Genomic DNA, 19739 nt, shown 5'->3' on the forward strand with positions numbered 1-19739 from the left:
GGTCACGGTGGTGGAGCGAGGGTGCGCCTGGCGCGCCCCGTCCTGCCTGCACCGGCTCGGGGCCAGAGCGGCGAATCCGGGTGATGGTTGCCGAGGATCTCCGCCGTGGGTCGCTGCGGGTCGTAGCGGGCCCAGCCCGGGTTCCCGGTGCGGGCAAACGCGACCCACGCGCCATGGACCCGGGCGGCGAGTCCTGGTGAGGCGGGGTCGGGGCCGAGCAGGCAGGTGTCCCCGTGCAGCCAGGGTGTGTCGGCGATGTCGAACACGAAGGGCAGTTCGACGGTGTGGGCGGCGCCGAGTCGCCCGCCCAAGGCCGTCGAGCGGTAGCCGAACGAGTAGAGGTGGGTGCGGCCGCCGGAGATCCGCGCGTGGGCCTGCGCCATGCGCTCCGTACCGGCTTGGAACAGTGCCTGTCCGAGCAGGGCGGAGCGCAGCTCGCCGGGTGTCGCGCCCGGCTGTGCCGCGCGGAGCGCGGCGAGGGCGGCCTCCGGGTCTGGATGGGCCTGGGTGGCGGCGGCGAGCAGGTCGGCTTCCGTGGTGGACTCCAGGTGACCCTGCGGTACGAGGTAGAGGTGCCCCTCTCCGGTGTTGGTGCCGATGAGCAGGTCGACGTCGGCGGCCGGGCCGTCGGCGAGAGCGTCGGCGGGCTGGACCGGCAGGACCAGGCTGAACGGGCTGAGCCCGGCCAGGGGGTCCGTGGCAGTGCTGGTGCGCAGGTCGAGGCCGGCCAGCGCGGGCAGGATCGCCAGGAAGCGCTCGTCCGGGATCGGGGCGAACGCCTCGGCGGTCGGTTCGACGCCCAGCGCGGCGGCCGCCGCGGCGGTGACACGTTGCGCCTGCTCGGGGGTGAACGCGCCGGTGCCGTTACCGCTTTGGATGATCACTCGCCTGAACAGGCCGTTGGCCTGCGGTGTCGCGAGGAGCGCGCCGGTGAGCGTGGCACCCGCGGACTGGCCGAAGAGCGTGACGTTGTCGGGGTCGCCGCCGAATGCCGTGATGGTGTCCTGCACCCAGCTCAGTGCGGCCAGCACGTCGAGCAGTCCGCGGTTGGCCGGAGCACCTGCCAGATCGAGGAACCCTGGGATGCCGAGGCGGTAGTTCACCGTCACGAGAACGACGCCGTCGCGGGCGAACGCGTTCCCGTCGTAGAGCGCGGCCCGGCTCGATCCGGTGACGAACCCGCCGCCGTGCACGAAAACCATGACGGGGCGTCTGCCGCTGTCTGCGGCGGGCGTGTGGACATCGACGGTCAGGTACTCCTCGCCGGGCACCCAGCCCGGCCCGAAGTAGGGGGTCATGTCGAGCCGACCGAAGTCGCGGACCGGCTGGGGAGCCGTGGGCCCGGGCTGCGTACCGTCGCGGACGCCGGACCAGCCCGGGTGCGGTGCGGGCGGCGCGAAACGCCCGGCGCCGGCCGGTGCCACCGCATACGGGAGGGCTCGGTAGCGCTCGCCCGATCCGTCACGGACGCCGCGCACGGCGCCCGCGGGAGTTTCGACTACCGGATCTGCCTGTCGGGGCACGGGAACATTTCCTCTCTGGAACTGGAAGGGGACATCACGAGATGCGGGAGAAGGCCGCCCACTCCTTGATCGCGAATTTCGACCCGTTGCGAGCGATCTCCGCGGCGCCGTGGCCGCCGAAGTGCGCCGGGAAGACGAGCGCGTTGTTGTCGGCCGCGCTGCCGAGCAGCTTGTGCCGGGTGGCGCGGGATTCCACTGGATCCTCGCAGAAGCAGGAGTTGGTCTCGGGCTCGGCGACCTGCAGCGCGGTGTGCACCAGGTCCCCGACGAACAGGGCCTGATCGCCGCCGGATTCCAGGGTGAGTACGGACGAGCCGGGGGTGTGCCCGGGCGCGAGGTCGAGACGCAGGTTCTTGTCGATCCGATACGTCTCCTCCCACAGGTGGGTGAGTCCCGCCTGGTGGACCGGCGTGACGCTGTCCTCGAAGACGTTCTGGTTCCCGCGGCCCAGTACGGTCTTGTTCTCGTTGGCCGGGTCCCAGAAGTCGAAGTCCCGCCGGTTCATCAAGTACGTGGCGTTGGGAAAGGTCGGCACCCAACTCCGGCCCTCCAGACGGGTGTTCCAGCCGACGTGATCGATGTGCAGATGGGTGTTGACCACGATGTCGACGTCCTCGGGCCGCACGCCGGCGGCGGCAAGGTGGTCGAGGTAGTGGGTGTCCCGGCGGCTCCACACCGGGGCGTAGGGCCGTTCCTTGTGGTTGCCCACGCCGGTGTCGACGAGGATGGTGCGTCCCTCGCTGCGCAGCAGCCAGGACTGGACCGCCGTGTGACACTCGTCCGTCTGCGGGTTCCAGAAGTCGGGCGCCAGCCATGCACGGTGCTCGTCCCACGAGCCGTCCGGGCTGCCCGGGAAGAACTGGCCCGGGGACATCTCCGCCGAGCCGTAAAACTCTTTGATACGGGTGACGGTGACGTCGCCAAGAGTGATCTGCTCCGGGCTCTGATCCATGGGTCCGTCCTCAAGCCTGGGGTATGTCGCCGAATGAGACCGAGCCTGGACGCACGGACGGGCCCGCACCACTCCCGGGTTGTCCTACCCCTCGCAGGGTGTGGCTGGGATCGGGCCGCGCAGCAAATACTGGGGCGATGAACGGACCCGGCCCGCTCGGCGCCTTCCTCCAAGCCCGACGGGCGCGACTGCGACCCGAGGACATCGGCCTGCGTGACCTCGGGCCCCGCAGGCGGGTGGCCGGGCTCCGGCGCGAGGAACTGGCCCAGGCGGCGGGCGTCAGCGTCTCGTACTACGCACGGCTGGAACAGGGCCAGTCCCGCGGGGCCTCGGCCGAGGTGCTCGACGCGATCGCCCGCGCCCTCCTGCTCGACGACCATGAGCGCGAGCACCTCGACCGACTCGCCGGCGCCGCCCGCCACGCGTCCCGGCCGCGCCGCCCGCGGCCCGAGAAGCTCACCGACGAAACCCGCGACCTCCTCCGCGCCCTCGACGGCATCCCTGCGATAGTGCTCGGCCGCCGTACGGACGTACTGGCCTGGAACACCCTCGCGCACGCCCTGCTGGCCGGCCACCTGGACTTCCACGGCCCCGACGACCCGGCACGACGCCCGAACATGAGCCGGATGCTGTTCCTGGACCCGCACTGCCGGGAGCTGTACGCCAGTTGGAAGGCCAAGGCCCGCGCAGTGGTCGGCAACCTGCGTATCACCGTCGGCAGGCACCCGGACGACCCACTGCTCGCCGAGCTGATCGGCGAACTGACAATGAACAGCCCGGAGTTCGTCGCACTGTGGGCGGACCACCGCGTGGCGCCGTGCGACGCCGCCTCCTACGAGCTGCACCACCCTGTCGTCGGCACGGTGACGGTGACACAGCAGACACTGTCGATCGCCCGTTCACCGGACCAGGCGCTCATCGTGTGCACAACCCCCGCCGGCTCCCCCTCCGAGGAAGCCCTCGCGCTCCTCCGACAGGTGAGTGACAGCCGGGCGCCGCACGCGAACAGCATCGGCATTCCCAAGAAGCCAACCCAACAGACTTAAGGCAGTCCGGTGACACTCACTGGGCGAGCCGCGTGCACGTCCTGCCGCTGGACAGACCATATGGCTCAGCCGGGTGCCTTCGGGGTCGGCGGTCAGCTTCCGCGTGGCTTCGGCTTCAGCCTTCAAAGAAAATCGACGGTGCCAGTGCTAGGAACCTCTCGTCCTGGATGATGCCCGTAATTTTGGGGAAGTTAGTCTTGAGGCTCTCCTTCGCTTCATCGGAGAGCGCCTTGTACTTCTCGATGATTTCCTTGGCCTTCTGCTGGATTTCCTGCAGGTTGGGACGCTCGCCTCCCTTGGGCCTGAGAACCTTTGCCTCCTCCACGAGGCTGTCGATGAACGTCTTGGCTGCCGGGTTGAGAGCATCGAGTTTTGTCTTCAGGAGCTGCCTGAGCTCGACGGCCTTGCCGTAGAGCTTCTGGGATCTTTCCTTGAGGGCTTCGAGGGCCTGTTCCTCGGTCTGGAATTCCTGATGACTGCTCGCGACTTCCTTGAGAATGTTTCTTTCTTCGCTGGTCAGACCACGATAGAAACCGACCACTTCCGGGGGCAGGAGTTCCTTGAACGCGAGGGGGATCTTCCCCCTGATTGCCACGATGGTCTCAAGTGTGGAGACCGGTTGGCTGAGTGCGTCGATTCCCGCTGCGAGGGGGTCGAGGGGTGGTTCCGCGACCAGAGCGTGGGGAGCGTCCTGGAGCCGGTCCGCACCGGCTCCCACCCGGTCGGCCGGAGCCGCGGTCTCGGTGATCTGCTTGAGGTAGTGGTCCGTGGCAGCGAGGGGCGTGCTGTGTGCGGGATGCGGCTGCCGGGGCTCCGTGCGGGGCAGGGCCGTGGCGGGTGCGGCGGCGGTGATCGCGAAGGCGGTCAGGGTCCCCAGTGCCAGAGTCAGTTGTGCCACGGCGGTGGCATTCTTCTGAGACATGGTGCGCTCCGTTTCGTAGGGGGCTGCACCGGTGCGGCCGTCCTGCATGGGTAGCGCGGTCCGGTCTGTCAGGGCACCGATGGTGTGCAGCCCTGTTGGTGAGCGTCACATGGTGGTGATCGCGGCGCACGGGGGGAGATGCCAGACGGATGGCCCAACCGGGCCCCGGCAGTCGCCACCCAAGGCAGCACCCGCCCCTCACGCCGGATCGAGCCGCCCCCTCACCACCCCCATGGTCCCGCTTCGTTCGCCACAGGACCGCGCCCGGGCCGAGCGGCCTCGTCTGCACCAGAGGCGCTTGCAGCGGGGACGATGCGCGAGGGCTGCCCCCGTACGAGCGTGAGGGAAGGGACGTTCGCCTCCCCCGGCCCGCAGACAGGGCCGGCACAGCGACCCCGCCTACACCGGAGCGGTCCCAGACGGCGAGGCAGTCGGTGTGCAACGGGACGGGTTCGGCAGCGCGTCCGCCGCTGACCGGACCCACGCCGCTGTCCAGTCGCCGGACATACGTGTCGCGACGGAGCGGCGCAGGCCCGGCCGTGCTCCGGCACCGGTCCTGCCGGGCGGCCCTGCCCGGCGGGGTGGTCAGTTGGCGGTGAGGGTGCGCATCTCGCGGGCCACCGGCATGTCACGGTGGCCGCTGTAGAGCGACAGCCACACGGTGACTCGCTCGCCCGGCGTGGGCTTGCGGTCCAGCCCGAACTGTGACTCGGTGAGCACCCCCGTGAACTGCTGCCACCTGTTGTTGCAGACGACCTGTGGTCCCTCCACCCACATGTTGAAGTCCGTTCCCGGCGCGGTCAGCCCGATGTTGAGCGAGCGCTCCACGCCCGGCTTGCACCGGTAGGCCAAAGCCACCGTGGTCGGAGCGGTCAGCTTCCGGGCCGTGATGGACTCGGGCGCGTGGAACGGCTTCCCGGCCGCCGACGCGGGCACCGCGAGCGCGCCGATGGCAGCGGCCGTCGCAGCAGCGGCGACGATCTTCCGTATGGGCATGGCTTCCTCTTTACTCTCTTATTCGATCGGTCTGTTGCTGTGCCGCGGGTTCGGGCACACGACCGGGAACCTGCCCGACCGATACGCCTCCCCCGCCGCAGCACCACGCGTGGCCAACGGAAGCGGGGCGGGAACGCGCCCGCTGGCCTTCCGTGCGGTGTGCACGGCTTCGTCTGCCGCCCTCGCGATGCCTTCATGCTCGGCTCTCGCAGCCCACTGCCCGTCCCTGGACCGGTCCGTCTCCGGCCCCAGGAGAGGCAGTTGACTCAGTACCAGCGCTGTCCGTCGCTGCCGGTGTAGTCCCACTGGATGGCCTTGGCACCGTTGTCGGTACTACTGGACCCGATCGCCAGGTACTTGCCGCTGTGCAGGTTGATGATGTGGTGGTCGTTGTCCCCGTACCAGCGCTGTCCGTCGCTGCCGGTGTAGTCCCACTGGATGGCCTTGGCACCGTTGGCAGTGCTGCTGGACCCGATCGCCAGATACTTGCCGCTGTTGAAGTTCAGGATGTGCAGGTCGTCGTCCGCGTACCAGAACTGCGCGTTGCTGTCGATGCAGTCCCACTGGATCGCGTTCGCGCCGTTGGCCGTACTGCTGGACCCGATCGCCAGGCACTTGTCGCTATGCCAGTTGTAGATCCGGTAAGCCACCGCGTCCGCCCTGCCGGTGACTTCCCTCATCCGCTTCGTCTGCGCGGGATACTTCTGGGCCAGAGAGCGCATCTCCGCCCTGGTGAGTTTCTGCATCACCGCCCCGTCGGCGGGCTGCGCGGCCGGTTTGCCGGATACGTCCGCGGCGGCCAGGGCGGGTCCGGCCCCTCCCGCGAGGGCGAACGCGACGAGAGCCGCCGTAATTTTCACTGTGTGAGGCACTTCGTTCCTCCTGAGCTCGACAGTTGTGACGTGTCGCCGGTTTTTTCGGCGTGTCTGACGTGTCGTGCGGGTGTCGCCCGCCGCGCCGCGTACGTACGGCCCTGGCGCTCCCGACCAGGTCGGTAACACCAGTCCCACGCGGCTCCCGCCGTCTGATGTCACGGCCTGAGCGGGGCACCGGGCACCAACTCCAGCAGCCCCACAGTTGTTCGGCACCCCCTCCCAGCAGGGCCGAACAACCCTGCCCAGCTGGGATACGGCTTGCGCGGGGTGGCCGAGGGAGCCTTGCCGATCCAGGCCGGCTCCTCTCTAGCGTGGGTGCGCTTGATCACCCACAGGAGCCGATCAGTTCCACGGAGGGATGCCGACACCGGGTCCGGACGACAGCAGAGAACGTGCGGCATGGGCGGTTTGGCGGTCTCCTCGACGCAAAGGCCGACTGCCAGTTGGCGTGTACAGGCTGCCCAGCGCGGCACTGCGCCGCGATGCTTTCAGCGAGGGCTGAATCGTTCGGGCAGCGGCGGGGCCGACGTGTTGCGAGGCATTGCACGCTACGGAGCAGCGGCATGGTTTCCCCAGGGGCGCTGATCCCCACCGGCAGTGGTAACCACCCAGGTGCCGACGGCCAGTTCACTCTCATCGCGATGGCTCTGGCCCCAAGTCGCTCACACCTTGCACCGGGTGCGCCGCGTGCGCGGCCTTCTCCCGGGCGGTCGTCAGGCAGTCGGGGTGGACGGCAGGTCGGTGGCCGCGGCGAGGAGGTCCATGCCCAAGGGGGTGCACGCGTGCCAGACGGCCTTGCCCACGCGCTGAGTAGTAATCAGCCGGGCCTCGCGAAGGGCCTTGGCGTGCTGGGAGGCGGAGGGCTTGCTGATCTCAAGCGCCTGGGCGACGTCGGTTGTGGTGTGCTGCCGGGCGAGGAGTTCCAGGACTGCCGCGCGAGTACGGCCCAGCAGGGCGCCCAGTGGCTCGGTGTCGGTGCGCTCGTCGACCAGCGGGAGCGGGGCCGCCGACGGGTAGATGAGGATGCTGGGGGCGTGGTCGTGGACGGCAACGATCGGGCGCTCGGCCCAAAAGCCCGACGGCAGCAGGACCACGCCGTGGCCACGGAGCATGACCTGGACGTCCTCCTGGCAGTCGAAGATCAGCGTCGTGCCCTCCCACCGGCCGCCCGGGGCCAGCGATGCCAGAGCCGTACGAATCCCGTGCTGGGCCATCAGCCGGGTCCGCCAGACCCGCTCCGCATCGAAGTTCGACCGGACGCGGCTCCAGGACGGGCCCACCAGGCTGTTGTGGGCTGCGCGCAGGGCCCGCTCCAGTACACGCCAGGCTTCGCCGTCCTGGTCGGCCAGAGCGCGCACCCACGGGGTGAGCGGGCGTCGGGCCGGACACTGTCGCCGCAAGTGACCGCGCACCAGCTCGGCGGGGGCTGCCCGCACCGCGTCCAGACCGTCCTCGAAGCCCTGACTGAGCGGGTCGAGGAACATCGGTCCCAGGGCCGTCGGCGGTATCAGAGACAGCAAAGGCAACGCATCGCGCGGTAATGACTGCCGCGCCCTGTGCTGCCAGCGACTGAGCACCGGGGGAACCTGGCGGCGCTGGACCAGGGCGACGGCGAATTCCAGATCGATCAGCGGTGCCGGGGCCGGAGCGAAGGTCACCGCCAGCAGATCTTCAGCCGTAAAACGCACACGCAGCACTCGTGCCGCCTCCCCCTGCCTTCCTTCTGCCTCCGCGGCCCGGCCGACAACCACACAGTTCGGACAGGACCGAAAGCATTGCGGCCTTTCCCGGGACTGCCCCGCATGCTTGCGGTGCGCCGCGACAGGAAGGAAGCATCAAACCAGACATTCGAACCCGCGACGGGCCGGAAATCGCCGACCCCCGCCTGTGTAGCTGCTCGCCAGTGCCGTGACCGCGAAGGATGCGTAGGCTGCCTACGAGTTGCTCTACAACTGAGGCCCGTCCGGCGGATCAACTCAGACGCAGGTCGATCCAGGGCACGGTGTCGCCCTCGCGCAGCAGATAGCGGTCGATCTCGACGAAGCCGTGCTGTTCGGCGAAGCGCAGCCCGTCCGGATTCGACGCCAGCACTACGGTCTCGATCACTTGAGCGTCCAGCGCGCGGGCCTGGCCCAGGGCGCGTTCGTAGAGTCGAGTGCCGAGTCCGCGGCGGCGGTGCTCGGGCAGAACGCGGGCGATGACCGTCGCGGTGGCGCCGTTGTCCTTGGTGGGCGGGCGCACGGTGCTGCAGCCGATCAGGGCGTCGCCGAGGTAGGCGACCTCCATGAGGTTGCGGCCAGTGCGGGCACGGACGTCGTCGAGCGACAGCACGTCGCCGGGGACGATCAGGTTGTGGGCGTACTGCCAATCGCGGATCGAGGCGTCATCGTCCACCGTTTGGACACGCAGGTCGTTCATCGGACCAGCAAATCGGTGTCTGCTGTGGGCGTCAACTGGCGATGCCGTGCGGGGAATTGCAGGTATGGGCTGCGGAGAGGGCCGTGTCGGGCCGGGGCCTCCGGCAGGTCACGGCGAGTGCCGAGCCGCAGCTCCGGGCCAGGAGACCGGATCACCCCGCCAGGCGCCCACGTACGAGGCGTTGATGCCCGTCATCCATCACTCAGGTACATAGCCACTGGCCAGGGCACGCGGCTTCGGCAACCGCGCAGACGGCGTCCCGTCTGCCTACTTGGACGCGATCCGTCCGAGCGGGTCGGGGCCGGCGGCCAGTGCGTCGCGCGCCGTCTGCCAGGCGGGGTCCCCGGGATAGAGCTCGCTGCGCAGGTAGGCCCAGGTGAGCCGGGCGACCGAGGCGACCCGCTCGGGGTTCTCGTCCGTGGTCTCGGCGACGTCGTATCCGGAGATGCCGCCGAGCCCGTGCCCGGCGTCGAACAGGGTGAGCAGGGACTTGGGGCCCGGGGAGAGGGCGTACGGGTCGGTGTGCCACTCCGGGCCCCGGACCGTCAGGAAGGCGGAGTCGTCCTTGTCGCCGGCGACCACGAGCGCGGGCGTCGTCATCCTGGAGAAGTCCGTGGTCAGGAAGAAGGAGTAGTTCTCGACGGTGAACTCGGTGAGGGCGTCACCGCCCCGGCCGGGCGCGGCGAGCAGCACGCCCGCCTTGATCCGGGGCTCGGCCAGTTCCACTTCACTTCCGTCGTGCGGATCGGTGAGCCGGGCGCCGAGGAGCAGGCTCGCGGTGTGGCCGCCCATGGAGTGCCCGGCGACGGCGACCCGGCTGGGGTCGAGGCGGTCGGCGAGCTGCGGCACGGCGTCCTCGATCGCGTCGAGTTGGTCGAGGATGCGGGTCATGTCCTCGGCACGGGTGCGCCAGTGCGGCGAGGCCCCGGGGGTGTCGGGATGCAGGCTCAGCGTCCTGGAGTCCAGGTGGGTGGGCTGGATCACGACGAAGCCGTGTGCCGCCCAGTAGTTGGCGAGGGGGGCGTAGCCGTTCAGCGAGGACAGGTTGTTCGAGGGGCCGAGACCATGCGACAGGAGGATGACCGGCAGGTCGCTCCCGGTCGCCGGGGCGGAAATGCGCACGTGCAGGTCCGCGGCACGGCCGGGTGCCGGCAGCACCACCGGGCTGACCGAGACGACGGGGGTGGGCTGGATGTCGGTGTCGGCTGTGTATGCAGCTTCACTCATGGTGGGAATGCCCTTCGATGGCTTCTGCCGCTGGTCGCATGCGGGCAGCGGCGGGTAAGGCGGTCCGGAGCGCCCGGCTTCGGCTATCCTCGAATCGGATCACCGTTCCACTTACGATACGGATCGACGATCCGTTTCGTCAACTATCGGTGATCGGAAGGAGAGCGTGGTGCCCACGCCGGACGGCCAGCCCAAGGAGGCGTCTGCCCGCAGCAAGCGGGCAGACGCGATGCGCAACCGGCAGACGCTGCTCGATGCCGCCGCAGAGGTATTCGTGACCTCCGGGATCGACGCGCCGATCCGGGAGATCGCCGCCAGCGCGGGCGTCGGACTGGGGACGCTCTACCGCCACTTCCCGACCCGGGCGGACCTCGTCACCGCCGTCTACCGCCACCAGATCGAAGCGTGCGCCGAGGCCGGCCCGAAGCTGCTGGCCGAAGCCGCCCTCCCGTTCGAGGCACTACGTCAGTGGGTCGATCTCTTCGTCGACTTCCTGGTCACCAAGCACGGACTCGCCGACGCCCTCCACTCCGACAGCGACCGGTTCGCCGCGCTGCACACCGACTTCCTCGACCGGCTGATGCCCGTCTGCGCCCAACTGCTCGACGCGGCGGTCGACGCGGGCGAGATCAGGCCCGGCGTACAGCCCTACGAACTGATGCGCGGCATCGGCAACCTCTGTATCGGACAGGACAGCGATCCCCGCTACGACCCCCGCCGCCTGATCGAACTGCTCCTCCAGGGACTGCGGCAACCACAGCCACCTGGCGCTGACGGACCCTCATGACCCCTTCGGTCTCGGCGAGTTCAGGGACCGCACCTCTCGGCACTCCACAGCCTTCACCTTGCCGGGCCCGGGCACTGATTCACGGCGATCGCCGACGCATCCGCCCGACTCCACACCCAACCCCGTGGCCCCGGGGTTGAATGACCACATGAGTGCAAACGAGCACGAGCGGCTGATGCGGGTCAATCAGGCCAACTGGGATGCGCGTACTCCCGTACACGTGGGCAGCCGGTTCTACGGGCTGGGGCAGGGCCTCGACTCCGAGCGGTGGTTCGCCCCCTTCGAGTGGGAGGACCTCGGAGAACTGGCCGGACGCGACGTTCTGCACCTTCAGTGCCATCTGGGGACCGAGACGCTCGCCTTCGCGCAGCGCGGTGCGCGGGCGGTGGGGCTGGACTTCTCCGCGGCCTCGGTGGCGGCGGCTCGGGACATCGCGGAGCGGGCGGGGTCCGACGTGACCTATGTCCAGGCCAATGTGTACGACGCCGTCGAAGCTCTGGGAGAACGGCGCTTCGACGTCGTCTACACCGGTAAGGGTGCTCTGTGCTACCTGCCGGATCTCGCGCGGTGGGCGCAGATCGTGGCACAACTGCTGCGTCCCGGCGGCCGGCTGTATGTCGTGGAGTTCCATCCGCTGCTGAACGCGCTCGGCCCGTCGCCCGCGCCCGGCGAGGGGAACGAGTTGCTCCTACGGCATGACTACCTGGGCGGCAGCGGACCCGTGCACCGCGACGCGAGCCGTACGTACACCGACGGTCCGGCAGTCGAGGGTGCGACGGACTGTTATGAGTGGATGCACGGGATCGCCGAGGTCGTCAACGCGGTCACAGAGGCGGGGATGACGATGGACAGGCTGCGGGAGAGCGACGAGCTGCCGTGGCCGCGCTGGCCGGAGATGGTTCGGACGCCGACCGGCTGGTGGCAGCTGCCGCAGCCCCGGATTCCGTTGCTGTACGGGCTGCTGGCAAGCCGTTGAGCACGGGAACATCGATGGACAGCCAGCCCGGCCGGTGGGCGCCACGCATCGCCACCAGCCCGTAGTACGGGGTTGCGCGCGCGCCGGGGCATGCGCGCCCCCGTGCTCGCCATCGGTACGGCGCGCTCGGCTTCTGGAAGGCCCTGCGCGAGGTCTTCCCCACCACCCGCGAGCAGAGGTGCGGGGTTCACAAAACCGCCAACGTCCTGGACGCCATGCCGAAGTCGGCACAGCCGACGGCGAAGAAGGCGATCCAGGACATCTACAACGCCGAGGACCGCGAACACGCCGAGCGGGCCATCAAGACCTTCGCCAAGCTCCGCGGCGCGAAGTTCCCCAAGGCCGTCGAGAAGATCACCGGCGACCAGGACGTCCTGCTGGCCTTCTTCGACTACCCCGCCGAGCACTGGATCCACCTGCGGACCACCAACCCCGTCGAGTCGACCTTCGCCACCGTCCACCTCCGCACGAAGGTCACCAAGGGCGTCGACTCCCGTGCCGCGGCGCTCGCGATGGTGTTCAAACTCGTCGAGTCCGCCCAGGCCCGCTGGCGGGCCGTCAACGGCGCCCACCTCGTCCCGCTCGACCGCGCCAGCGCAGGCTGCGAACGCGGGCTTCTGGCCGAACGAGCTGACGCGATTGCAGCATGATCGGCAGCTTTCCGCCCTATGATCATGGTTGATTTCAGAACATACAGCGATCGTTCGGACGGGTGATGTTGAGATGACCGCAGCGGCGCTGGCGATCTTGCAGGCGGCCGGAGCCGAAAGGATCGAGCACCCCGGCGGAACGCTGCTGGCGCACCTGCAGCGAGTCAGCGACCTTCTCGCCTCGTGGGGCGCTCGCTCGGCGCTGGCATCGGCTGGGCTGTGTCACGCGTTCTACGGGACCGATGGGTTCCCGGTCGCGCTGCTGGACCTGGGGTGCCGGGCGGAACTGGTCGAGGCGATCGGCGTCGAGGCCGAAGCACTCGTCTACTTCTACGCCTCCTGCGACCGCAAGTCCTCCTACTCCGGACTGGCCGATAACCGAGGGACATTCGTCGATCGGTTCACCGGCGCACCGATGTATCCGAGCCTCGAAGCGCGTCGGGACTTCGCCGAACTTACCGCCGCCAACGAGCTGGACATCGCCGCAATCAGTCCAGAGGTCCGCATCCGCTACGGCGCCGACCTACTTGACCTTTTCACTCGGTGGAGGCCGCTGCTGTCCGCGCCGGCCTGGGCACACTGCCGCAGCGTGCTGGACCAGCCCATCCACAGGAATTGACAATTCCTCAATCCTCCGGCGGATACGCCTCATGGTGACGCTGCGCCCGCTCCAGGTCGGCGATCGCCACCGAGGTCTTAACGAGCGTTCGGCACCGCTGCATGCGTCGGCTGACGAACGCCCGGAGCCCCGCGCCGACAGACTCGTGCTGCCCGAGCTCCCGGGCCGGTACGAGCCCGTCCTCGACGGCCAAGGCACCGTTCCCAGCTCGCCGATCCGCCACCCGAGCCGGGCGGCTCGGCGGGGCGGTGGAAGTGCACGCCGTGATCGCCACGGACGTACTCACGTTTGTGCCCTCCAGCCCGAACCGGCATGCCTGGAAGGCAAACCGACCTGACCTGGTGCTGGCCGACAAGGCGTACTCCTCCCGGGCTATCCGGGCCGCGCTCAGGCGTCGTGGCATCAAGGCCACAATCCCCGAACGCTCCGACCGGGTCGGCAACCGGCGTCGAAAGGGCGGGGCGGCGGCCGCCGCCCCGCCTTCGATCGGGAGGCATACAAGCACCGGAACGTCGTGGAACGCTGCTTCAACCGGCTCAAACAGTTCCGGGCCGTCGCCACACGGTTCGACAAGCTTGCCACCCGTTACCAGGCGGGACTGCAGGTGTGTTCGCTGATCTTGTGGCTACGCGATCTGCTGCCGTGACCACCGGGCGAACAGACTTCGCCGCCTGCGAGGTTGAGCCGTGAACGCCGTTTGCGGGACATCCAGCGCATCGAGCTGTGACATGAGCCGAACCTCTGCGCGGGCTTCGACATCCACGAGCTGTGCAGGAGGCCCTGCCTTCATACGCCGCCCTCACCGCGATCACCCGAACGCGACTCCCGTTCGATCAACGAGCTCCATGATCGGTACGACAACGGCTCTTTACAGACTCGCCGTTGCGCTGTACGCCTCATCGGTGAACTGCCCGTTCCCACTGCTGTCGAAGTATCCAAGAATCGCGCCCGATTTCCATTGGCCGGCCTGGTAGGGCGCCGTAACGGTCACGTAGCACGATGTGCAGTTGTGTTTGGTCGCATTGTTCTGACTGACGTTGGATCCGTAGAAGTACAGGGCCGTCCCGAACGACAGTGTGGCCGCGTTGCTGTTGCAGTGGGCCCACACCGTGGATGTCACGCCGGCAGCGCCGTGGTACGGCTTGCCGGGGCTGACGGTGCAGGTGAGTACGGCCACGGAGGGTGCTGACCTGGTGACGGTCACTGTGCTTCCGCCCACCGTCATGGTCGCGCTGTTCTCGCCGGCCGGCACGCTGATGGTGGCCGCGTGGGCCGAGTGGGAGGCGGTGGGCGGAGCGGCCTGAGCGCCGGGGGCGCCGATCAGCGCGACAGCGGTCATCGAGGCCACGCCGAACAGGCAGCCCAATATTTTAGTGCGCATGCAACCTCGATCTGGAGAGGGGAGACTGAGCACGGTGGTCAACCGCCGCAGCGCAGCGCTTGATTAGCGGAGAACGGCCGAGCGCAACATGTGCCACTGAAGAAGGAGCCTGCCGCAGGGCGAGCGTCCCAAGGAAAAGAAGTTCGCGATCTTCACGGACCGATCACGAGCTAGATTCTGCGGCATGGAGTCAGAGGCGTCCATGTCGCGCCGTGATATTTCAGGCCATTCTGTTTCCGAAAATGCTCACGCCGGAGCCGTGGGCGCCCCGGTGACGACGGCAACGGCCCGCCGCCCCGATCCGTGCGGGTCCGCTCGCCGACGGGACTATCCGGCGTACGGGACCCAGGCATGCGCGCCCACGTCGTTCCTGCCGTACCAGTAGTGCGGCATTCCCTCGATGGCCGTTGTCCCGAACGGCCCGCCGGGATCATCGACGCGGATCGTGCCGCTGCGGCCTTGGCAGGACCAGTCAAGTTCCACGTACCAGCGGGCCTCGATGGCTACGGCTGACTTTGTGGCCACACAGCCGACGATTTCGCCCGCCCATAGCTTGATCACTTATCAGACAGGACCTAGCACCGTTGTCGGCCAGACAGCGGCGGCTCCTTGCAGTCCGAGCAAGGCGCCGCGAACGATATGTGGGGGTCCGCTCACTGGTAGCTTGGCTCCCAGGGTGAAATACGCGACGCACCCGACGCCGTGGGTGCACCGAACCCGGGGGCAGGGTTCGGCCTGGGCCCGCTCGCTCAACCCCCGTACTGCTGCGGCAAGTTAGGGGGGCTATCCGCTTACGTCGGCAGGCCGTCGCGGCCAGGTCAGGTGCCGCCCACGGCCCAAATGCCGACCTGTCATCGCAGAGGACCGCAAGCTCCTGGTCCACCACCAGCACCCGTTCACCCGCTCCGCCACGGTGACGCTGGAGGACCTGGCAGCCACAACCATCATCACGTTCGCTGCGGCCATACCCCAGTACTGGCAGGAATACCACTGCCCGCGCCAGACGCCCTCGGGGCGGCCCATCCCTCGTCTCGTCGCCGGTTACTGGCAAGAGGCGCTGGCCATGGTCGGCGCCGGCAAGGGGGCCACCTTCGCATCCGCGCGGGCCGAGCAGTACTACGCCCGCCCCGACACCGCCCGGCTCCCCTTCCCCCACCTCCCCCGCTTCGAGTACGTCGCCGCCTGGCCCCGAACCAGCAACAGTCCCCTCGTCCAGGCGTTCCTCCAAACCATCCATCAGGACGCCCCTCGCCTCCCCGCTCACAGCAACTCTCGACAGTGAGCAGTGCACCCGACGGGGCGCAGGCTGCGGGCGAGCCTCGATGGGATGCGACGGCCGGCGTCCCGCGCACCGCTCGGGGTGTCCAGAAAAGCCCTCAGCCCTGCTCCGGGGCGGTGCCGCCAAACGTCTCCCACTTCGCATCCAACTGTGGGGACATCGCTGCCTTCGAGGCGGCGAGGATGTCACTGCACGAGGATGACTTCCAGCTCCTCCATGCTGCGGAAGGTGGCGCCGGTCGCCTTGACACCCTCACCGCGCACACGCGCCTGCGGCCCGCGAGAGGCGATCAGCGCCGCCCGGTCCCGGTACAGCATGCCGACCGATCCCCGGCCGTCCGCCCGGTTGACCAGCATGGCCGCACCGAGGAAACCGTCGATCTCCTGGAGCCCGGGCACCACCGAGTCCTTGAACGCCTGCACCGCACGGTCCAGCTGTTTCGGGTCGAAGTCCACCCGGTTCATCCGGAACCCGCCGCTGGTCAACTGCGGACGCGGCTGGGTGGAGAACGCCGCCTCCCAGTGGTCGACCGTCACCGTCCGGGCGAACGGTGAGATCCACTCGGCACGCTTGTCGGCCAGCTCGGCGTCACTGTCCCGGTCGGCCTGCTCGCTCTCCCACCACGTTCCGGACATGAGCTTGCCCAGCTCACGGTCGGCGAACAACCCCACGCCCTTGAAGCCGGGCAGCTTGGACACCGCCGGCACACCCTCGTTACGGAGCCGGTCGATCGCTCCTTCGATCTCGGCCGGGTCACCGGTTACGTACATGGTTCGGACGAACATCAGGCATCCCTCCAGTCGACGGGCACCGCCGACGCGGCGGCACACGCCTCCCATCCGACGTTTGCCTGGCATGCCCCGCAACGCGGCCGGGCCGTTCGACGGACGCCCACCGTCGGGCAAGCCCTACCGCGACAGCTCGGCGAAGCTCAAGAGTGCGCGGACGGCCTCGCGCCACAGCCACTCCGGATCGACCCCGAAAGGCGTGCGCCGAAGCTCGACGCCGGCCATGCCCTCACACAAGGAATGGAAGGCCCACACCGCTTCCGGCACGGGCCGCCCGCCGAGCAGGCCCGCCGCGACAAGGGGTTCGAACCGCCGTGACAGGGCGACCAGCGCGTCGGCGGCCGTCGCCTGAAAGCGCGGCCACACGGCGGGGTCGACGCGCTGGAAGGCCACCTCGAACAGGGCTGGGTGGTCGAGCGCGAACCGCCGGAACATGAGAGCGGCCTCTACGAGGTCGTGCCGTGGATCGTCCGTGACGGGGATGGCGTCGACGCCCTCGTGCAGCATCTCCATGGCGTGCGCGCCGAGTGCTCCGAGCAGCGCTTCCTTCGATCCGAACAAGCTGTAGACCGCACGGGTCGAGGTGCCGGCGCGGCTGGTGACCTCGCGCAGCGACAGCGCGGCGGCACCGCGCTCCTGAAGCAGTTGCTCCGCTGCGGCCAGCAGCGCCGCCGTGTTCTCGTCGTCGTCCCATGGTTTGCCCATGGAGGGGAGCGGCACACCGGTCGTCTTCCTGCACGGGTTGACGTTCGACCGCCGCACGTGGCGGCCGATCATCGAGCGGCTGGACGGCTCGGTCACCAGCGTCGCGATCGATCTGCCGGCGCACGGTGACAGCGACGGCAAGCCGACGGACCTGGAAGACGTCGCCGGACAACTCCACCACCTGCTGGAATCGCTGAGCGTCGAGCGCCCCGTCGTCGTGGGGCACTCGATGTCCGCCGGGATCGCGGGACTCTACGCGTCCGCCCATCCGGCCAAGGGCATCGTCCTGGTGGACCAGGCGATGGAGGTCCTTCCCTTCGCGCGGATGCTCCACCAGATCGCGCCGCTGCTGCGCGGCCCCGCCTTCGAGCAGGTGTGGCAGAACATCGAGAACAGCCTCGGGCTGGACCGCATCCCGCAGCCGACCCGCACGCTGGTGCTGGACACGCACAAGGTCAGGCAGGACGTGGTGCTCGGCTACTGGGCACCGATCCGGCTGACCTGCAGGCGTGGATCGACGCCAAGACGAGCGGCATCGGGGTACCGTGCCTCGCGGTGTTCGGACGGCCGGCAACCGACGGCGAGCGCGAGCGGTTCGGCCGGATGCCGGATGCGCAGATCGAGGAGTGGGTGGGCGATGGACACTTCGTCCACCTCGTCGATCCCGGACGGTTCGCCACCAGGCTCCGCACGTTCGTCGAACACTGCGACCGGCTTCGCTGACCTGGACCGAACCGTGAAAGCCCCCTGGTCCACATCGTCGAGAGGGGAAGCGTGGAGGATCTGCCGACGTCGGCGACGGAGCCGGACGGCTCCGTGGTCGTGCGCGTGCTCAGTTACAACATCCGCTCCATGCGCGACGACGTCGCGGCCCTCGCACGGGTGATCCGGGCCTGCCGGCCTGACGTGGTCTGCGTTCAGGAGGCGCCGCGGTTCTTCCGTTGGCGCAAGGCCGCCGCCGGCCTCGCGAGGACCTCCGGACTCGTGTACGTCTCGGGCGGTGCCACCGCCTCCGGCCCCATGATCCTCTCCTCGCTCCGCGCCCACGTGGAGCGCGCCGAGGACGTCCTGCTCCCCCGTACCCCCGGCCTGCACCAGCGCGGCTTCGCGACCGCCGTGCTGCGGTTCGGCCGGGCCCGGCTCGGGGTGCTCAGCTGCCATCTGAGCATCAAGGACCAGGAGCGCTACGAGCAGGGCCGGCTGCTTCTGGAGAGGCTGTCCGCCATGGGCGTGCCGCACGCCGTCGCCGCGGGAGACCTGAACGACCGGCCCGACGGCCGCACCTTCGGCCTGCTCGCCAACGCCTTGCAGGACGGCTGGGCGACGAAGCCGTGGGGACGGGAGCACACCACCCGCCTGGGTGATCCGTTGCAGCGGATCGACGCCGTCTTCGCCACGGAGGGGGTTCAGGTGCTGGGATGCGGCGTGCCGATGGGACTCGCCGGGGTCTCGGAACGAGACCTCAGGGCAGCCACGGATCATCTGCCGGTGCTGGCCGCGTTGCGCGTGCCGCCATCTGGCTGTGCCGGCTCATGACCTTGGTTCCGTGCTGTCAGGCTTGGCGGGCGCAGGACGCGAGGCGGTCGGCGAACGCGAGGACGAGGCCGCGCAGTTCATCCGGGCGTTCGATGACGAACGGCCGGTCGAGTGAGGCGAGTACGGGAGGCAACCAGTCGAGTTGCTCAGCCCGTAGTTCGACGAGCAGCCAGCGCTCGCTCGCGGGATCCGCGTCTGCCGCGGGCGCGGTCTCCGCCACGCTCGCGACGGTGGCGGGCAGCCGGGCGCGGATCTGCTCGACCGTCCCGTGGATCCGCAAGGTCACCTCATGCCGGTACTCGGCCGTGGCGAACCCGGACAGGACGCGCTGTGCCGGACCGGGGCCCACGGGCGCCTCGAACGAGCCGGGCAGGGTCCTCGCGTCCGTGATGCGATCGAGCCGGAAGGTCCGGTCCTCGCCGATCTCGGGGTCCGTACCCGTGACGTACCACCGGCCCGCATGGGCGACGATCCCGTACGGGTGCAGCCCGCGTTCGCTGCGCCGGCCGTCGCGGTCGGTGTACCGGATCGAGACCGGTCGGCGGTGGTGCACCGAGTCGGCGATGGTGAGCAGGACGTCGGCGTCCGGGGTGGCGAACTCGCCGGGCGAAGCCGTGAAGGCGAGGGATTCCAGGACCGTGTCGAGTCGGCGGGCGACGCGCTCGGGCAGCACCCTGCGGATCTTGGCCGCAGCCGTCTCGCCCGCCGTGTCCGCCGTCGTCGTCAACCCCGCTCGGCGGCCGGCAACCAGGCCGAGCAGCACGGCGAGCGCCTCGTCGTCGCTGAACATGAGCGGAGGCACGCGGTAGCCGGGGCCGAGCCGGTAGCCGCCGTAGCGGCCGCGCACCGCCTCGACGGGCACATCGAGGTCGATCAGGTGGTCCACGTACCGCCGCACGGTGCGGCCCTCGACACCGAGCCGGTCGGCCAGTTCGGCAACCGTCCGGATGCCCCCCGACTGCAGCAGCTCCAGGAGGGTGAGCACGCGGCCGGTAGGTCGAGACATACCCAGAGCCTAGCGCCCATACCGGACCGATTCTGTCCACTATTTGTTCTAGC

Annotated in this window: 21 protein-coding genes and 4 pseudogenes; 9 read left to right on the top strand and 16 right to left on the bottom strand. The window is 69.2% G+C overall.

The annotated features are described in order from the left end of the window. Nucleotides 1-2: 2 nt before the first annotated feature. A complete protein-coding gene (locus BG418_RS08885; RefSeq protein WP_188273172.1) occupies nt 3-1523 on the bottom strand; it encodes a carboxylesterase/lipase family protein in 1521 nt (506 codons plus the stop codon). A gap of 34 nt (nt 1524-1557) precedes the next feature. After that, a complete protein-coding gene (locus BG418_RS08890) occupies nt 1558-2475 on the bottom strand; it encodes an MBL fold metallo-hydrolase (protein ID WP_188273173.1) in 918 nt (305 codons plus the stop codon). A gap of 137 nt (nt 2476-2612) precedes the next feature. On the opposite strand from BG418_RS08890, the gene BG418_RS08895 reads away from it, so the two are divergent. Next, nucleotides 2613-3521: a helix-turn-helix domain-containing protein gene (locus BG418_RS08895; protein ID WP_188273174.1), complete on the top strand. Its 909-nt coding sequence runs from the start codon at nt 2613-2615 to the stop codon at nt 3519-3521. A gap of 115 nt (nt 3522-3636) precedes the next feature. On the opposite strand, the gene BG418_RS08900 is transcribed toward BG418_RS08895, so the two are convergent. The 6 genes from BG418_RS08900 to BG418_RS08925 form a co-directional block, all read right to left on the bottom strand. Further along, the gene (locus BG418_RS08900) at nt 3637-4443 is read right to left on the bottom strand and encodes a hypothetical protein (protein ID WP_188273175.1); all 807 of its coding nucleotides are present in this window, start codon (nt 4441-4443) and stop codon (nt 3637-3639) included. Between the two features lie 585 nt (nt 4444-5028). Continuing rightward, on the bottom strand, nt 5029-5439 hold the full coding sequence (locus tag BG418_RS08905; RefSeq protein ID WP_188273176.1) for a hypothetical protein: 411 nt from the start codon (nt 5437-5439) through the stop codon (nt 5029-5031). Between the two features lie 266 nt (nt 5440-5705). Next, nucleotides 5706-6311: an RICIN domain-containing protein gene (locus BG418_RS08910; protein ID WP_188273177.1), complete on the bottom strand. Its 606-nt coding sequence runs from the start codon at nt 6309-6311 to the stop codon at nt 5706-5708. A gap of 716 nt (nt 6312-7027) precedes the next feature. Then, nucleotides 7028-7972, bottom strand: a complete 945-nt coding sequence (locus BG418_RS40810) for a helix-turn-helix domain-containing protein (protein ID WP_317453572.1) — start codon at nt 7970-7972, stop codon at nt 7028-7030. 313 nt (nt 7973-8285) lie between these two features. Further along, nucleotides 8286-8732: a GNAT family N-acetyltransferase gene (locus BG418_RS08920; RefSeq protein WP_188273179.1), complete on the bottom strand. Its 447-nt coding sequence runs from the start codon at nt 8730-8732 to the stop codon at nt 8286-8288. 267 nt (nt 8733-8999) lie between these two features. Beyond that, the gene (locus tag BG418_RS08925; RefSeq protein ID WP_188273180.1) at nt 9000-9959 is read right to left on the bottom strand and encodes an alpha/beta fold hydrolase; all 960 of its coding nucleotides are present in this window, start codon (nt 9957-9959) and stop codon (nt 9000-9002) included. A gap of 229 nt (nt 9960-10188) precedes the next feature. On the opposite strand from BG418_RS08925, the gene BG418_RS08930 reads away from it, so the two are divergent. From BG418_RS08930 to BG418_RS08945, 4 genes and pseudogenes are all read left to right on the top strand, one after another. After that, nucleotides 10189-10746, top strand: coding sequence for a TetR/AcrR family transcriptional regulator (locus tag BG418_RS08930; RefSeq protein ID WP_188273261.1), 558 nt, complete (start codon nt 10189-10191; stop codon nt 10744-10746). A gap of 148 nt (nt 10747-10894) precedes the next feature. Further along, a complete protein-coding gene (locus tag BG418_RS08935) occupies nt 10895-11722 on the top strand; it encodes a class I SAM-dependent methyltransferase (RefSeq protein WP_188273181.1) in 828 nt (275 codons plus the stop codon). An 81-nt stretch (nt 11723-11803) separates the two neighbouring features. Then, a pseudogene (locus BG418_RS08940) lies at nt 11804-12372 on the top strand (transposase); the annotation flags it as partial. A gap of 73 nt (nt 12373-12445) precedes the next feature. Then, the gene (locus BG418_RS08945) at nt 12446-12991 is read left to right on the top strand and encodes a DUF6817 domain-containing protein (protein ID WP_188273182.1); all 546 of its coding nucleotides are present in this window, start codon (nt 12446-12448) and stop codon (nt 12989-12991) included. A 7-nt stretch (nt 12992-12998) separates the two neighbouring features. On the opposite strand, the gene BG418_RS08950 is transcribed toward BG418_RS08945, so the two are convergent. Then, nucleotides 12999-13277, bottom strand: a complete 279-nt coding sequence (locus tag BG418_RS08950; protein WP_223184549.1) for a hypothetical protein — start codon at nt 13275-13277, stop codon at nt 12999-13001. 43 nt (nt 13278-13320) lie between these two features. On the opposite strand from BG418_RS08950, the pseudogene BG418_RS08955 reads away from it, so the two are divergent. Further along, nucleotides 13321-13637, top strand: a pseudogene (locus BG418_RS08955) (transposase); the annotation flags it as partial. A 222-nt stretch (nt 13638-13859) separates the two neighbouring features. Here the strand turns inward: BG418_RS08955 and BG418_RS08960 are convergent. Then, nucleotides 13860-14168 (bottom strand): hypothetical protein, encoded by a 309-nt coding sequence (locus tag BG418_RS08960; protein WP_188273183.1) that lies wholly within the window; start codon nt 14166-14168, stop codon nt 13860-13862. A gap of 531 nt (nt 14169-14699) precedes the next feature. After that, a complete protein-coding gene (locus BG418_RS08965) occupies nt 14700-14897 on the bottom strand; it encodes a hypothetical protein (RefSeq protein ID WP_188273184.1) in 198 nt (65 codons plus the stop codon). A 325-nt stretch (nt 14898-15222) separates the two neighbouring features. Here BG418_RS08965 and BG418_RS08970 point away from each other — a divergent pair. Beyond that, nucleotides 15223-15654, top strand: a pseudogene (locus tag BG418_RS08970) (LysR family transcriptional regulator substrate-binding protein); the annotation flags it as partial. Between the two features lie 182 nt (nt 15655-15836). On the opposite strand, the gene BG418_RS08975 reads toward BG418_RS08970, so the two are convergent. Together BG418_RS08975 and BG418_RS08980 are read right to left on the bottom strand one after the other, a co-directional pair. After that, on the bottom strand, nt 15837-16436 hold the full coding sequence (locus BG418_RS08975; protein ID WP_188273185.1) for a hypothetical protein: 600 nt from the start codon (nt 16434-16436) through the stop codon (nt 15837-15839). A 123-nt stretch (nt 16437-16559) separates the two neighbouring features. Beyond that, nucleotides 16560-17240 (bottom strand): TetR/AcrR family transcriptional regulator, encoded by a 681-nt coding sequence (locus tag BG418_RS08980; RefSeq protein WP_317453574.1) that lies wholly within the window; start codon nt 17238-17240, stop codon nt 16560-16562. On the opposite strand from BG418_RS08980, the pseudogene BG418_RS41130 reads away from it, so the two are divergent. Next, nucleotides 17143-17469, top strand: a pseudogene (locus BG418_RS41130) (alpha/beta fold hydrolase); the annotation flags it as partial. The gene BG418_RS08980 and the pseudogene BG418_RS41130 sit on opposite strands and share 98 nt — an antisense overlap. Here BG418_RS41130 and BG418_RS40460 read toward each other — a convergent pair. Together BG418_RS40460 and BG418_RS40465 are read right to left on the bottom strand one after the other, a co-directional pair. Then, complete coding sequence (locus BG418_RS40460; protein WP_262928560.1) at nt 17397-17591, bottom strand: hypothetical protein; 195 nt, start codon at nt 17589-17591, stop codon at nt 17397-17399. The pseudogene BG418_RS41130 and the gene BG418_RS40460 overlap by 73 nt on opposite strands. A 30-nt stretch (nt 17592-17621) precedes the next feature. After that, nucleotides 17622-17849: a hypothetical protein gene (locus BG418_RS40465; protein WP_262928561.1), complete on the bottom strand. Its 228-nt coding sequence runs from the start codon at nt 17847-17849 to the stop codon at nt 17622-17624. A 69-nt stretch (nt 17850-17918) separates the two neighbouring features. Between BG418_RS40465 and BG418_RS08990 the strand changes: the two genes are divergently transcribed. Further along, nucleotides 17919-18680 (top strand): endonuclease/exonuclease/phosphatase family protein, encoded by a 762-nt coding sequence (locus BG418_RS08990; protein ID WP_188273188.1) that lies wholly within the window; start codon nt 17919-17921, stop codon nt 18678-18680. 16 nt (nt 18681-18696) lie between these two features. On the opposite strand, the gene BG418_RS08995 is transcribed toward BG418_RS08990, so the two are convergent. Further along, the gene (locus BG418_RS08995; protein WP_188273189.1) at nt 18697-19686 is read right to left on the bottom strand and encodes a YafY family protein; all 990 of its coding nucleotides are present in this window, start codon (nt 19684-19686) and stop codon (nt 18697-18699) included. Between the last annotated feature and the right edge of the window lie 53 nt (nt 19687-19739).

Origin of the sequence: Streptomyces sp. CBMA152 (assembly GCF_014596475.1) — a bacterium.
Taxonomy (GTDB): domain Bacteria; phylum Actinomycetota; class Actinomycetes; order Streptomycetales; family Streptomycetaceae; genus Streptomyces.

Excerpts from the sequence above, each read along its gene's own strand:
- BG418_RS08890 (WP_188273173.1), bottom strand. The coding sequence starts at position 2,475 with ATGGATCAGAGCCCGGAGCAGATCACTCTTGGCGACGTCACCGTCACC.
- BG418_RS08895 (WP_188273174.1), top strand. The coding sequence starts at position 2,613 with ATGAACGGACCCGGCCCGCTCGGCGCCTTCCTCCAAGCCCGACGGGCG.
- BG418_RS08900 (WP_188273175.1), bottom strand. The coding sequence starts at position 4,443 with ATGTCTCAGAAGAATGCCACCGCCGTGGCACAACTGACTCTGGCACTG.
- BG418_RS08905 (WP_188273176.1), bottom strand. The coding sequence starts at position 5,439 with ATGCCCATACGGAAGATCGTCGCCGCTGCTGCGACGGCCGCTGCCATC.
- BG418_RS08920 (WP_188273179.1), bottom strand. The coding sequence starts at position 8,732 with ATGAACGACCTGCGTGTCCAAACGGTGGACGATGACGCCTCGATCCGC.
- BG418_RS08925 (WP_188273180.1), bottom strand. The coding sequence starts at position 9,959 with ATGAGTGAAGCTGCATACACAGCCGACACCGACATCCAGCCCACCCCC.
- BG418_RS08930 (WP_188273261.1), top strand. The coding sequence starts at position 10,189 with ATGCGCAACCGGCAGACGCTGCTCGATGCCGCCGCAGAGGTATTCGTG.
- BG418_RS08935 (WP_188273181.1), top strand. The coding sequence starts at position 10,895 with ATGAGTGCAAACGAGCACGAGCGGCTGATGCGGGTCAATCAGGCCAAC.
- BG418_RS08945 (WP_188273182.1), top strand. The coding sequence starts at position 12,446 with ATGACCGCAGCGGCGCTGGCGATCTTGCAGGCGGCCGGAGCCGAAAGG.
- BG418_RS08975 (WP_188273185.1), bottom strand. The coding sequence starts at position 16,436 with ATGTTCGTCCGAACCATGTACGTAACCGGTGACCCGGCCGAGATCGAA.
- BG418_RS08995 (WP_188273189.1), bottom strand. The coding sequence starts at position 19,686 with ATGTCTCGACCTACCGGCCGCGTGCTCACCCTCCTGGAGCTGCTGCAG.